A 14,012-nucleotide genomic window follows, 5' to 3' on the forward strand; every position below is an offset into this window, starting at 1 on the left:
CCTGCTATTAACAGTAGTTGTTGTTCCCGCAAATGTATTTTTTTTAGTTTACATTTCCTTGTCACCGGTCAATTTCCCGGTCATTTTTTATGGAAATAGTTGGGAGGCAGTGTTGTATGCCTGTAAATAACAGGATCCCCTGCATCATTCATGCAGGGGATCGAAGTTAAAGAACACCGGGAACGATTACAATTTCACAAACTTCCGGCTCACTTTACGGCCGTCCGTATGGATTTCGCAGAGGTACATACCCGGTTGCAGGTTTTTGATATGGACCGGTATAATACCATCTTTAACCTGCAGGTTATCCAGTTTCTGTACGGTTTTACCTTCCACGTTAAATAAGACGATGCTGTAACGCGCATCGGCGTTATGCTCTTTCACAGGGATATTAATAAGCGTATTGGCAGGATTGGGATAGAGCTCACCGATATTTTCTGTAGCATCGGTTTCCTGGACACCAAGTCCCTGGTCACTGGCCGGCTTCGGAATAACATCGCGCGAAACGCATAACGGGAAGGCTTTGCTGCAGACCTGGCCGGAAGGGGTGGTAAAGACAACGGAAACATTATAGCTGCCGGCTCCGGGGAAGGTATGGGCAATATTGCCATTGCCGGTTACATAGTTACCGCTGCCGTCGCCGAAGTTCCACACAAAGGTTCCGATAGACGGGCTAGTGTTGGCATAAAAATTATAGGTGTAGGGATTATTCAGGTTTACGCAGTAGCCCACTTCGATAAGACACTCTTTCGGGCACTTAATTACCGAAACGTTTACGGAGCCGGAAGCCGTGCATCCCGCGTTGCTGGCGGTAACGGTATAGGTTCCGGCATTCAGGTAGCCTGCACTGCTTATAGAAGGATTCTGCAGGGTGCTGCCAAAACCACCCGGACCGATCCAGGTATAGGTACTACCCGGCTGGCTGGTAGCCTGCAACTGGATATTACTGCCCACACATACGGGGTTGGGCAATGCCGTTGCATTTACCGAAATGCCGCCATAGTTGCTGAAATAGCCGTAAGTGGTACCGGTATTATTGCCGCCATCAAGGGCGCCCATATGGAACTTTGAAACGGAATTAGCCACCTTTACCACGCTGTTCTGCGGGTATTGGGCCAATGGCAGGTTAATGCTCGCCGCCATCCATTGATTGCCCGTTCCGGGCACGAATGAAAAACCAGCCCCGGAGATGGCTGTCCCGTTTATGGTAAAGCTATTTTGACCACCGGCGGGTACAGCCAGATTGATATACAATTGCAGATTGGTAGAACGTACATAGGATACCGTATCGCTGCCACTGCAATCGATAGTGGGTAATATGGTGCCACCCAGCTCGCAACCGATGCCGCTCAGCTGCCATACATATACCGGCGCCGAAGCTTCGATATAAGTAGATACGGCGTTGGCTACATCAACGGTGAGCGTTTGCCCCGCATTGATGCTTCCGGCTGCAGTACCGTCTTTATTAACGGTCGTTCCGTTTTGCGTAGCAAGAATAAACAGTTTGGAATTGGGACTGTTGAGGTAACCCTGGGTGGCGATATAACGGGTACCGATACGTTCGATGGGCACGATCTGGTCGCCGGCCATATCCGAGCAGGCGCCATATGGCGCACCGGACAACAGGTCGTCTTTTACCGTAATGGCCACCGGCTTATTGGAAGTCACTCTCGACCCGTCGAGATGCTGTGCTGCAGCCTGGCTGGTGGCTTGTGCAGAATATACCTGCCCGCGCTGAAGGGTAAGCGGAAAGGAAACACCCGCAGCATGCCCGGTTATATTGTGCGAAGGTCTGATCTGTAATTCTGTATTATCTTCCGTGGCTATAATATCAAAGGAGTTATAGGGCAGCGGCGAGTAAATGCTGTTATTATTCATCAGGTTTTGCCCGGGTATCCAGAATTCGGTGCCCAGCGCATTTTTGCCTTTCAGTACATAGGCTTCGGGGTTATTCTGGTATCCCGCATTCTGGCCGCTTACTACCTCGTAATAAGCCGATATAGGGCTGGTTGCCTGTATCCGTAGTCCATAGTTGAGCACGGCATTGGCCGGTTTGGTCTCCAGTAAATCGATCGAAGCAGTAAGGTCGATACTCTGCGTTGTATTTGCAGGTAGTGTTACGGTTTGTAAAAGCACATTGGTAGCCGCCTGGTATACATTTACCGTTGCCGCTGTGCTGTAGGCGGTCATACGGAGTGCAATGGGCCGGTCGGCATTATAAGGAGTGGCGATAGATACATCCGGTACGGCGAACCAGAATTCGGTGTCCTTTTGGGCTTTTACGGAGCCGGCGCATAAGAGTATGCCTGCCAGCAACCCGGCAATTTTTTTTCTGTGTGACATGTGTTTGTGTTTTTAAATGGTTTGGAATGATCCTATAACATTAAGACGCATCTTCCATATTAAAAAAAACAACCTTACGAACGGTATAAATATCTTTATAAACGACATTTATAAGCAGGTAAAAACAGGACACCCCTACACGACAACAGGCCGGAATGGTTCCGGCCTGTTGTTGATGTTTATCTTAGTTTTTTATTACAGCCTGATCACGGCTTCGCGTAAAATACACAGCTTCTCCATCAAGCCTTCCAGGCGATCGAGATGCAGCATATTGGCGCCATCCGATTGGGCATGGGCAGGATCGGGATGGGTCTCGATAAAGAGCCCATCGGCGCCTACGGCAATAGCCGCGCGGGCTATCGTCTCAATCATAGCCGGGTTACCACCCGTTACACCGCTGGTCTGGTTAGGCTGTTGCAGGGAGTGCGTACAATCCATTACCACCGGCACATCCATGGCGCGCATGGTAGGTATGCCCCGGTAATCTACCACCAGGTCCTGGTAACCGAAGGTTGTGCCCCTGTCGGTAAGGATCACGCCGTTATTGCCGCTTTGCTGTATCTTATCAACGGCAAACTGCATCGACTCGGGCGCCAGGAATTGTCCTTTTTTCACATTGACATATTTACCGGTTTGAGCTGCTGCTACCAGGATATCGGTCTGCCTGCAAAGGAATGCCGGTATCTGTAATACATCTACATATTCAGCGGCCATAGCGGCCTCATCGGCTGCATGGATATCGGTAACGACGGGTATACCAAAGGTGGTTTTTACCTTGGCCAGTACCTGCAGCGCCGCTTCGTCGCCTATACCGGTAAAGCTGTCAAGCCGGGTACGGTTGGCCTTGCGGTACGAGCCCTTGAAGATAAGCGGGATGCCCAGCTTAGCGGTAATCTTAACGATACGCTCGGCAATACGCAGGGCTATATCTTCGCCCTCGATAGCACAGGGGCCTGCCATCAGGAAGAATTGTTGCGGGTTATATTGTTCTTTTAAAAGGTCTTTCACGTTGTCTTTATTGCTTCGTTATATAATGTACCGTTTAGTGCATCCGGTCGCCCCTGGGTTTCAGGTCTTTCAGGATGTTCTTTTCGATCTGCAGCCAGTCCAGCCAGGTTTTGCGCACCTGCTCCTCATCGAAGTACAGTTTGGCCAGGTCGAGGAAGAGGCGGTAATGGCCCGCTTCCGATACCATGAATTTATGGTAAAAATTACGCAGCGCTTCCTCTTCGATATGCAGGCTCAGCAGGCGGAAACGCTCACAGCTGCGGGCTTCGATCAGGGCGCAGATCATCAGTTTATGCAATAATCTTTCTTCGCTCGATATCGACTTCGGCTCGTGCTGCAGCAGCAGGTTCACATACTCGTCCTTGCGTTGCTTACCAAAGGTCAAGCCGCGTTTCTTCAGCTCGGCCAGTACCATACGAAAGTGGCCCCACTCTTCGGTTACAACCGGGGCCAGCGCTTCTACCAGCTCTGTTTTATCGTGGTATTTCTGGATCAGGGAAATAAATTGCGTGGCGGCTTTCTGCTCGCAAAATGCGTGATCGGTAAGAATATCCTGCAGGGATATCGCTGCAATATCGACCCAGCGCGGGTCGGTAGGCAACTTCAGTCCCAGAATGGTATTTTCAGTTGAACTCATAATCGTTATTGAAGGGATAAGTACAGCGTCCCCTTTATCGCTGACGGGCAAGGAAGCCCGTAATCTGCTCCATACATTTTTCCGTGGCGCTCCGCTCCTTATCAGCATACCAACTGGCCGTCATCTTTATGGCCTCATCGGCATTGAAGCGGGGTTGCAGGCCTATGGCCTCTTTGATCCTGCTGTTGTCCAGCAACAACAATTGCGCCTCATGCGGCTGGCGGGCATTGCCTTCGATCTCGTATGTTCCTTTACCATAGTACCCGATAAACTTGCGCGTTACCGTTTCCACATCCAGTACATCTTCCGGCTCGGGCCCTATGTTGTAGGCTGTAGCCAGTTGCTGCGGTTCTTCGGTCATCTTAGCTGCAAGGGTAAGGTAGGCCATCAGCGGCTCCAGCACATGCTGCCAGGGCCTTACGGCGCCCGGGTTACGCAATACCACTGGCTGTTCGCGTTCGATAGACCGTACAATGTCCGGTATAATGCGGTCTACGGCATAGTCGCCGCCGCCGATCACATTACCGGCGCGCAGCGAGGCAATCGATTTATGATGCTGTTGGTATTTTTCGGGATGGAAAAAAGAATTACGGTACGAGGATATCGCGATCTCAGCCGCGGCCTTACTGGCGGAGTACGGATCGTAACCGCCCAGTTTATCGCCTTCGGCAAAAGGGGTACCCAGTTCGTGGTTCTCGTATACTTTATCGGTCGTGATCATAATGCCCGCACAGGGTTTATCCAGGCTACGCATAGCTTCCAGCACATTGATCGTTCCCATTACATTAACGGCAAAGGTATCTACCGGATTTTCATAACTGGGACGTACCAGCGAACGCGCCGCCAGGTGAAACACGAAATCGGGCTCGAACCTTACCAGTTCACCTTTAAGCAGGTGGGCGTCCAGCACATCGCCGATCACGGAAGCATAACAGAGCTTATCGCCATTGATCTGGTTATAGAGGTCTTTGTCCGATTCGGGGGCCAACGCATAACCTTTTACATCGGCGCCCCAGTGCTGCAGGATTTGCAACAGCCAGGCCCCTTTAAACCCGGTATGACCGGTAAGAAAAACTCTTTTATTTTTGAATATCGATTCCACGGTATTGATTTATACAATTAAACGCCGGTTTTACCATTTCTTCCAGGGCGCCCCATGCTCCCACATCTGTTCCAGCTCTTCTTTATCGCGCATGGTATCCATACATTTCCAGAAGTCGTGGTGGCGGTAAGCGGCAATCTGTCCGTCGGCAGCCATATCGTTCATCGGGTTGCGTTCCCACATGATATCGTCCATATCGCCTTCGAGATAGTTTTTAATTTCGGGGTTGATCACAAAGAAACCGCCATTGATCCAGGTGCCGCTGTCCTCGGGCTTTTCCTCGAAGGAGTTGATGGTGCCATCGTCCTGCATACGGATCACGCCGAAGCGGCTGGTGGCCTGTATGGCCGTCATGGTACATACCTTACCGGAAGCCTTATGGAACTCGAGCAGCTCGTTTATATTCACATCGCTTACGCCATCGCCGTAGGTCAGCATAAATGGTTCGTCGTTGGTATAGGGCAATACGCGTTTCAAACGGCCGGCTGTCATGGTATCCAGGCCGGTATCGATCAGCGATATCTTAAAGGGCTCTGCATTGTTCTGGTGGATCTCCATGGTATTGGTGCCCAGGTCTACCGTAAGGTCGGCATTATGCAGGAAGTAATTGGCAAAGTATTCTTTAATGAACCAGCCTTTATACCCCAGGCAGATAATAAATTCGGTATGCCCGTATACGGCATAACTCTTCATGATATGCCACAGGATGGGCTTACCGCCGATTTCGATCATGGGCTTGGGCCGCAACGCGGACTCTTCGGAAATGCGGGTTCCGCGACCGCCGGCAAAGATGACTACTTTCATTGTACAGGGAAAAATGCGGGTTGAATAACAATGCGCAAATATAGGATAAAGAAAGGGTTGTTGCTTTGTGGAAAAAGTAAAATAAATCGTCATGGTAATACGTTCTGCGTATGTGACAGCATTTTGTTAGCTTTGCGATTCTAGTCCTGAAATCATCCATGCGTTTATATTATACTTTATTCCTCCTGCTGACCCTGGGCTGCGCCACCGTATACGGCCAGCAGCCTACACGCGGCGACCTTGAAAAAAGGAGGGCCAACCTGCTGAACGAGATTGCGGAGACCCAACAACAGCTCGAAGCCACTAAAAAGGACAAAAAGGCCACCATGGGCCAGCTTAATGCCCTTATGACCAAGCTCCGGACCCGCGAGAAGCTGATCGACAATATCAATTCCGAACTGACCAATATCAACGGTAATATCAGCAACTCCACCCAGGAGATCCAGCAGTTGAATAAAAACCTCGATGGTTTACGTGCAGGCTATGCCCGCTCGATCCGTTATGCCTACAAACACCGGGAAAGCCAGAATATGATGGCCTTCCTGTTTTCGGCCAACGACTTTAACGACGCCATACGCCGGATGCAATACCTGAAAAAATACAGGGACTACCGGAAGGACCAGGCCGAAAAGATACGAACCACACAAGACCAGCTAAAGCAGAAAATAGGGGTGCTGAACACCCAGAAAACGCAGAAAGGCGCACTGCTCAAGGCCGAAGAGCTGCAGAAATCCGAGATCCAGGACGAGACCAAACAAACCAATGAAGTGGTGATGGAGCTGAAAGGCCGGGAAAAGGAACTGGTATCGCAGATCCAGCAAAACCAGAAAACGGCGCGCAGGCTCGAAGCCACCATTAAAGACCAGATCAAGAAAGAAATAGAACTGGCCCGTAAAAAGGCCATCGAAGAAGCGCGCAAACGTGCGCTGGAAGAGCAGGCCCGTAAAAAAGCGGCCGAAGAGCTCGCCCGGCGCAAGGCTGCCGAAGATGAGGAACGGCGCAGAGCCGCAGCGGCCGCCAATAGCGGCAACGCGTATAAAGCGGGCAACCAGACCGTGACCCTCAATACGGGCAGCAACAACAAACCGGCCGCCAATACACCCGCTACACAGCCGGCCGGTAACAATAAACCCGCAGCCAATAACCCGCCACCATCGCGGCCGGTATATACCGAGCCCGAAAGCAAACCCGCAGCGGCCGATAAGACATCGTACAAGCTCAGCCTTACCCCCGAGGTACAGGCCGTGTCCAACAACTTTGCCGCCAACAGGGGCCGCCTGCCCTGGCCGGTAGAGAAAGGCTTTATTTCGGGCACCTATGGCCGTCATCCCCACCCGCTGTTCCCCAAGGTAATGCTGGACAATATGGGTATCGATATATCTACCGGTGAAGGCGCCCCGGTACGTGCCGTATTCGAAGGTACCGTTACCAAAATCGCCAATGTAAGCGGCATTATGGTTATGATCAGCCATGGCGAATACTTTACGATCTATACCAACCTGTCGGGAGCATCCGTAAAGGTCGGCGATCATGTAAGCGCCAAACAGATGATCGGTCGTGCCGGTAAAAACGATGAAGGCGATAATATGATGAACTTCCAGGTGTGGCGCGTAGGCGGCAACAGTAATATCAATACCGTAAACCCCGCCGACTGGATAGCCCGCTAACCGGGCCGGCAAAGGGCAATAAGTTATGGATTGGCTTAAAGAAACAATATTTGTTTCTTTAAGCCATTTTTTTTTAAGCCTATCGCTCAGAGCAGGTGCATATATAAAACAGTAAAGCAACAGGCAAAAACATAGTTTTATTATTTTCTTATTGTAAATATTAATACTACTTTTACATTGTTTACAGCGTATGAATTAAGCAGGACAATAAGTTTGGGCAAGATTTTTGTATTAATGTGTTTGTTACCAGTTAAGTAATATTTTCTAACTAAAGCTTCATTAATTTATGGAAATCAAAACGTCAACAAAATTCACCGCAGAGCTTATCGGAACATTTGCTCTCGTATTGTTTGGATGCGGCGCTGCTGTAGTAGCCGGGGCAACGACCCAGGGCGGGCTTGCCGGGCTCGGCTTACTGGGCATTGCATTTGCCTTCGGTCTTTCGGTAGTCGTCATGGCCTATGCAATCGGCGGTATTTCCGGTTGCCACATTAACCCCGCTATTACCATAGCCATGCTGGTGGCGGGTAAGATCAAAGCGACCGATGCGATGGCTTATATTGCAGCGCAACTGATCGGTGCAGTACTGGCATCCTTCGTGCTGATGCAGATCCAGGGCGGGCTTCCCGGCTTCCAGATGGGCGAATGGGCCCTGGGGGCCAATGGCTGGGGCGAAGGCTACCAGAATGCCTATAACACCACGTCCGCGTTCCTTACCGAAGCTGTATTGACTTTCCTCTTTCTCTTCGTTATCTTCGGTGTTACTTCCAAATGGGGCAACAGCACCATGGCCGGTCTTGCGATCGGTCTTACCCTGGTCCTCATCCACCTGGTAGCCATCCCGATTACCGGCACCTCCGTTAACCCCGCCCGTAGTTTCGGTCCCGCGCTGCTGGCCGGAGGCAAAGCCCTGCAACAATTATGGCTGTTTATTGCCGCACCCATTGTAGGCGCTGTCGCTGCTGCAGTAGTATGGCGTGTACTGGATAAAGCCAACCCCGCGCCGGCGATCAATATCCCGCTGCCGGTTTCGCTCGAAGAGGCCACGAATTAAACCATTTTAGCCGGTTCGTCAGGAACCGGAACTTCTATAAAAAAGCTATAGGAAACGCAGTCGTTTTCTATAGCTTTTTTTGTTTATGGTCATGATGGAAAAATGGCTGGCTGCCCATCGCCGGGCGCAATTTGCAGCCGGAATATTTTTTATACAAATTATTGTAATAATGGATAAGTTTTTCTTTGTTTTAAGCGTTAGATTAAATATGTTTGTTCAGCCGCCTTTGTAAGAAATAGAATTTTGTTGCCGCCTTGCTCAACCGACAACTATATTAATTTCTTAATTCGATGCTAAAAAAAAATTCAATTGTTAACCGAGCGGAACAATCCGTAATTGCAGGTTGGGTTGTAAAATATAAGTGGCATTTCCTGTTTTGGATTTGTTATTTTATTTATGCCTTTATTACAGACTCCCTGCTTTATGGTAAATATGTATACTTTTCTAAAGAACTCCTGTTTTTTTCGACGCATAACCTGTTCCTATTTTATGCCTTTCTTTATGGTTTGAACAAGTTTTCAAACGAATCTCCGCTTACCATTTTTCATAGCTCACTTCGTATTGTTATCGCAATCTCTTGCTTCTGGGCTATCAGGGTTGTACTCAACTTCAGGATTTATCCTATTATGGATGCAGCCCGGGGAATAGAAAAAGAAACAATAGTTAATTATCAATTTGTAATTAATGGTTGTTTTTGGGTTACAGAGTATTTTGTAAAAGCTCTTGCTTATTTTTTTGTGATAAAGTATGTCAACAAGGAACGCCAGCACAGGAAGGTTCTTGAAGAGAAAATGGAACAGGAGCGTCAGCTGATTGAAAAACGTATTGAACAACAGCAAGCGGAGCAGCAACAAAAGGAATATGAACAGCGGGAAGCCATGTTCATTAACCTGGTTCATGAAACCAAAACGCCCATTACCCTCATCAATAATTATATCGCTGATCACATCGAGCTGCACGGTAGTTCCGATGAGTTGGAGATCGTCAAAAACAATGTCGGTAAGCTTAGCCGGGATGTTACCAATCTCTTTGACCTGGAGCGATTCCGGCATGGTGTGGAAATGTTCGATCACGATCAGCGGGTCGATTTTTCGGCACTGCTGCATACCGCCTGTGCGCAATTTGCGCTATACAGCCAGAAGAAAGATATCCGGCTCTGCGGCGATATCGGGGATGGGGTTATCATCGCTGCTGACCCGGTAGCTTTAACCCGGATCGTTAATAACCTGGTTGAAAACGCCATCAAATATTCAACGGCGGGTACAGAAATCGTTTTGACCCTTACAGCAACCGAGGACTGTGCCGTACTCAGGGTTGCCGATCAGGGGCCGGGGATCGATCCGGGGAATCTGGCGGATATCTTTACCCCTTATCACCTGCTTAATAAGTACAAGAAAAACGACCAGGGCATGGGGCTGGGACTACCGATGGTGAGCAATATCGTAGATAGCCTGGATGGTGAGCTCTCCATAAAGAACGGAGCGCAGCGCGGTACGGTGGTAACGGTTACCCTACCGATCGGGGCAGATGCGCCCCTGGCAGCAATAACCGGGCAGGAACCTGGTCTGGGCATGATCGAAGAACGGGAGCCTGTTGGCCGTAACCTCCTTGCTGAAGACGCCCCCCTTTTACTGGTTGTGGAAGATAATGCCGACCTGAACAGTTACCTGGTCCGCAAGTTAAGACAGCACTACAGGGTCCGTGCTGCAGCAAATGGCGCAGACGCGATCAGCCAGTTCAGGGAAGAAGTACCCGACCTGGTTATCAGCGATGTGATGATGGACCATATGGACGGCTTTGCCTTTGCAGAAACCTTGCAGCGCACACCCGCATGGTCGCATGTCCCGGTCATATTTCTTACAGCGCGGGCAACGGAAGTGGATAAAATGCGGGGTCTGTCTTTAGGCGCAATCGATTATATCGTAAAGCCCTTTGCCGTGGAGGAGTTGTTGAAAAAAGCCGGCGCATTGCTCCGCTATACCAACCGCCAGGAGCAGCGCCTGATCGAGGATTTGTACCATACTGCGAAGCAGATGAAACGCAAAGGCCATTACAGCCAACCTGACGAATTGCCCCTTGAGCCGGCAACCGGTGTGTTTGAAACCAAATGCCGCGATGCCGGCCTCACAAAAAGGGAAGTCGAGATCACCCGGCTTTTGATCGAAGGAAAGACCAATAAGTTTATTGCAGAAACGATCTTTATATCACCCCGGACCGTGGAGACCCATATCAGAAATGTTTATGAAAAGCTGCAGGTATCCAACAAGGTAGCATTGCTCAAACAACTGCAGTAGTATTTATTTCCCATTGAAATTCAGTCTTTTTTAGAGAAAATACGGGTAATTACGTAGCGAAAATACGGGTGTTTTGGTATTGTGTTTTGTTCCGCAGGCGGCTACATTTGTCGGGTCATATGATCGTTACGCCAGGTGTGATTGGCGTAACGGGATTATCGAAACAGCATCACACCTGGTTCGACGATCCGCGGGTAATAGCTATACCCGATGCCTGTACAAACCTTATCTCCCGGCAGTAGCTTGCGTCATCCTGGCATGGTGGCATGGAATATTTGCAATGAGCAAGGCGGCTATTCCTTACAGCGCAGCGGCGCAAGCGGCCGGTGGTGCGGGTGATACAGGCGACAAAAGGTATTAAGACACCCTACATGCGGGCGCAACGGCATTTCAGGTTGGCAACACCAGCCCTGCGACCTTGCATCGTAACAATCGTTAACTCAAAAAAAAGAACAAAAGATGAAAGTTCAAGCATTGAATTTCCCGGCAATTGAAGCGCTTCCTAAAAGCGGTATGCAAAAAATAAACGGCGGAGCAATGTCCCGTAAGGAAACACCCGCGGGTGAACATTATGGGCAGGCCTACGAATGTGACTCCGAATTGTACGATAATGGCGTGTACCAGAACACCACCTATACCTTCAAAAAGAGGGTAAACTAAAAGAGAACAAAAATCGGTTTAAGGTAGCCATGCTGCCTTAAACCGATCCCTTAAAATGATCCTTTAAAATTGATTCCTTATAATGACCGGACTCATCTTATTCGCGCTTCTTTTTGCAGGCAATATTGCCTTTGCTACGGATCATAATATTAAAGCCTATCTGACATTGGTCAATGAAGCGGAGCTGCTTATTTGCAATGATAAATTAAAGGAAGCGGTACAACATTATGACAAGGCCTTCTCATTGAAAGCCTCGCCTGTTGGGAAAGATTTATTAAACGCCATATTATGCACTTATCAATTAGATGATACCGGAAGATTTAAATCGTATGCTACCACTTTGCTGAAAAATGGTGCGTTTTCCAGTATCAGTAATTTCAGAAAATATATTGCGAAAGTTCCTGTTGGTCCGGACAAAGACAAGTACGGAAAGATATGGGATGATCTCAGCCGTAAAATTATACCTGGATTAGATACGGCCTACCGCAACCAGCTGATCAGGCTCGTGCAAGCTGACCAGGATGTCAGGCATTTTTTTGTAGGAAAGTACTACGGCGACTATAACAACGGCGGGAAAGATTCATTTAACGTTTTTGATTCGTTGAATGTAATCAAACTAAAAAAACTATTCGATACAAAAGGGTTCCTACGGAGGATAAAATCGGCTATGACCATAATTTTCCGGGCAACCCACCTTTATACGAATTAATTCTGCGGCACGACAGGGCCTGGACGAACAGGAAAACGCTGGATTCCATTTTCTATTTCGCAGTCGTCAACGGCGATTTCCCTGCACTGACCTATGGTTATTGGAAAGACCAGAGTTATGGTAATACGCACGACACCATCGCTTCCTATCAACAAGAATCTTATTCCCGATTTGGCACGGATGATCTTATTGTAATAGATGAGGTGTTGTATGTCGATCGCTTTAGCGAGTTAGATAAAAGCAAGATCAATAGGGCAAGAGCAGGTATAGCTATGAACTCGCTAGAAGAGGAAGTCGTAAAAGCCAGATTTCAAATGAAACACAAATACTACCGTTTCCTTGATGGAACAACTTTTCTTCAATGGGACGGCATGTCTCCAGAAGATCTGCAAAAGGTGAAAGACGAGTCTTATACTGATAATGATATCTCGTCATTTAATACCATAGCAAATAAAAAATGTGCGTACGGGCTGCAACACTAAATCAGACCTTATGATTATTATCCATGCGCTGGATAAAGGATCCATGGCGTTGCGGGTAACTGAGCAGATTTCGTGTGCTTCGGCCCTGATAGCATAGGAAGGTTTAAAGTACGAAGAGCACTACAGCTCTTTATTATCCTATTCTTTATGAAAAAACTTATTCTTTTGTTCAGCCTTGTGCTCATCATGGCAAACCGATCGGCCGCCGGCGTGGCTATGTATTCGGGCCTTATTCATGAAGCAGAATTGCTTATTTGCATGGAAAAGCCGGGATTGGCTTTGGAGCGCTTTAAGCGGGCCTTTTCCCTAGAAACACCATTAGGCAAAGACCTGCTCAATGCGCTGATCTGCGCTTACCAGGCTGGCGATACGGTTGCCTTTGCAACCATGGCAACCGCACTCCTTAAAAACGGGGCTTTTAGTGATGGCTGCGACTTTTATCGGTTTTTTGATAAAATAGACGGGCCCGAAAATAAAGAGTCGTATAAACAGATTTGGAAACGGCTGGTACAGGTAACACCAGTGCACATCGACCTTTCATACAGGCAAGCAGTGAAACAGCTCGTCCAGGCCGACCAGGATGTACGACATTACTTTATGGATAAACAAACCGGGAATTATAATGCTGTAGGAAGGGACTCACTTAACACTTTCGATTCCCTGAATACATTAAGGCTAAAGCGGCTTTTTGAGACCAGGGGCTTTCCAACAGAAGAAAAAATTGGTTATGATTACAGTTTTCCCGGCAACCCTGCTATCTATGAGATAATCATTCGTCATGACCGCTCCTGGACCAACAGGAAAGTATTAGATTCGTTTTTTTACCAGGCGACACGCGAAGGAAAGCTTTCCCCTACACATTACGGCTATTGGAAAGATCAGTCTTACTGGGCATTCGACGATTCCGCTTCTTCCTATCAGCAAACTCCATTCAGTCATTACGGAACAGACGCACTTGTTGTTATTAACGACACACTATACATTCATAAATACAATGGAACAGAAAAAGATAGGATCAATGCTGCAAGAAAGGAAATCTACGCGGATGCTCTCGACGAAATGGCAATGAAAGCAAATTACCAGTTTACGCATAAATATTTTAGAATCATTGATGGCACTTATGGTGTTTGGGACGGAATGCCGGATGAAGAGACCCGGAAGATCAGGCAGGAAGCCTACACAACAACTGATTTAAAAGCTTTACGGTATCAACTCGCTAAAAAATACGGATTAAAACACGATTAACCTCGCG

11 protein-coding genes are annotated in these 14,012 nt (G+C 48.4%); 6 read left to right on the plus strand and 5 right to left on the minus strand.

Annotated elements, in window-relative coordinates; genetic code table 11:
• Positions 1-186: 186 nt before the first annotated feature.
• From B0I18_RS16985 to rfbF, 5 genes are all read right to left on the minus strand, one after another.
• Positions 187-2,343, minus strand: a complete 2,157-nt coding sequence (locus B0I18_RS16985) for a T9SS type A sorting domain-containing protein (protein ID WP_106523939.1) — start codon at positions 2,341-2,343, stop codon at positions 187-189.
• 195 nt (positions 2,344-2,538) lie between these two features.
• Positions 2,539-3,351 (minus strand): 3-deoxy-8-phosphooctulonate synthase, encoded by an 813-nt coding sequence (gene kdsA, locus B0I18_RS16990; RefSeq protein ID WP_245882108.1) that lies wholly within the window; start codon positions 3,349-3,351, stop codon positions 2,539-2,541.
• Between the two features lie 34 nt (positions 3,352-3,385).
• Positions 3,386-3,988 carry a MiaE family protein gene (locus B0I18_RS16995; protein WP_106523940.1) on the minus strand — a complete coding sequence of 201 codons (603 nt, stop codon included), beginning with the start codon at positions 3,986-3,988 and terminating at the stop codon, positions 3,386-3,388.
• A 34-nt stretch (positions 3,989-4,022) separates the two neighbouring features.
• Positions 4,023-5,090, minus strand: a complete 1,068-nt coding sequence (gene rfbG / locus B0I18_RS17000) for a CDP-glucose 4,6-dehydratase (protein ID WP_181358500.1) — start codon at positions 5,088-5,090, stop codon at positions 4,023-4,025.
• Between the two features lie 30 nt (positions 5,091-5,120).
• Positions 5,121-5,894, minus strand: a complete 774-nt coding sequence (rfbF, locus tag B0I18_RS17005; RefSeq protein ID WP_106523942.1) for a glucose-1-phosphate cytidylyltransferase — start codon at positions 5,892-5,894, stop codon at positions 5,121-5,123.
• A 158-nt stretch (positions 5,895-6,052) separates the two neighbouring features.
• Between rfbF and B0I18_RS17010 the strand changes: the two genes are divergently transcribed.
• The 6 genes from B0I18_RS17010 to B0I18_RS17040 all read left to right on the plus strand — a co-directional run bounded on the left by B0I18_RS17010 (position 6,053) and on the right by B0I18_RS17040 (position 14,005).
• Positions 6,053-7,561, plus strand: a complete 1,509-nt coding sequence (locus B0I18_RS17010) for a murein hydrolase activator EnvC family protein (RefSeq protein ID WP_106523943.1) — start codon at positions 6,053-6,055, stop codon at positions 7,559-7,561.
• Positions 7,562-7,847: 286 nt separating this feature from the next.
• Positions 7,848-8,615 carry an aquaporin Z gene (gene aqpZ, locus B0I18_RS17015; protein WP_106523944.1) on the plus strand — a complete coding sequence of 256 codons (768 nt, stop codon included), beginning with the start codon at positions 7,848-7,850 and terminating at the stop codon, positions 8,613-8,615.
• A 737-nt stretch (positions 8,616-9,352) separates the two neighbouring features.
• The gene (locus tag B0I18_RS17020) at positions 9,353-10,909 is read left to right on the plus strand and encodes an ATP-binding response regulator (RefSeq protein WP_181358501.1); all 1,557 of its coding nucleotides are present in this window, start codon (positions 9,353-9,355) and stop codon (positions 10,907-10,909) included.
• Positions 10,910-11,368: 459 nt separating this feature from the next.
• The gene (locus tag B0I18_RS17025) at positions 11,369-11,569 is read left to right on the plus strand and encodes a hypothetical protein (protein WP_106523946.1); all 201 of its coding nucleotides are present in this window, start codon (positions 11,369-11,371) and stop codon (positions 11,567-11,569) included.
• A gap of 82 nt (positions 11,570-11,651) precedes the next feature.
• Positions 11,652-12,278, plus strand: coding sequence for a hypothetical protein (locus tag B0I18_RS17030; RefSeq protein WP_106523947.1), 627 nt, complete (start codon positions 11,652-11,654; stop codon positions 12,276-12,278).
• A gap of 629 nt (positions 12,279-12,907) precedes the next feature.
• Positions 12,908-14,005 carry a hypothetical protein gene (locus tag B0I18_RS17040; protein WP_106523949.1) on the plus strand — a complete coding sequence of 366 codons (1,098 nt, stop codon included), beginning with the start codon at positions 12,908-12,910 and terminating at the stop codon, positions 14,003-14,005.
• Positions 14,006-14,012 lie beyond the last annotated feature (7 nt).

It is taken from the genome of Taibaiella chishuiensis (assembly GCF_003014535.1).
GTDB classification, from domain to species: Bacteria; Bacteroidota; Bacteroidia; order Chitinophagales; family Chitinophagaceae; genus Taibaiella; species Taibaiella chishuiensis.

Excerpts from the sequence above, each read along its gene's own strand:
- B0I18_RS17040 (WP_106523949.1), top strand. The coding sequence starts at position 12,908 with ATGAAAAAACTTATTCTTTTGTTCAGCCTTGTGCTCATCATGGCAAAC.
- B0I18_RS17010 (WP_106523943.1), top strand. The coding sequence starts at position 6,053 with ATGCGTTTATATTATACTTTATTCCTCCTGCTGACCCTGGGCTGCGCC.
- aqpZ (WP_106523944.1), top strand. The coding sequence starts at position 7,848 with ATGGAAATCAAAACGTCAACAAAATTCACCGCAGAGCTTATCGGAACA.
- B0I18_RS16985 (WP_106523939.1), bottom strand. The coding sequence starts at position 2,343 with ATGTCACACAGAAAAAAAATTGCCGGGTTGCTGGCAGGCATACTCTTA.
- B0I18_RS16995 (WP_106523940.1), bottom strand. The coding sequence starts at position 3,988 with ATGAGTTCAACTGAAAATACCATTCTGGGACTGAAGTTGCCTACCGAC.
- rfbF (WP_106523942.1), bottom strand. The coding sequence starts at position 5,894 with ATGAAAGTAGTCATCTTTGCCGGCGGTCGCGGAACCCGCATTTCCGAA.
- B0I18_RS17025 (WP_106523946.1), top strand. The coding sequence starts at position 11,369 with ATGAAAGTTCAAGCATTGAATTTCCCGGCAATTGAAGCGCTTCCTAAA.
- B0I18_RS17030 (WP_106523947.1), top strand. The coding sequence starts at position 11,652 with ATGACCGGACTCATCTTATTCGCGCTTCTTTTTGCAGGCAATATTGCC.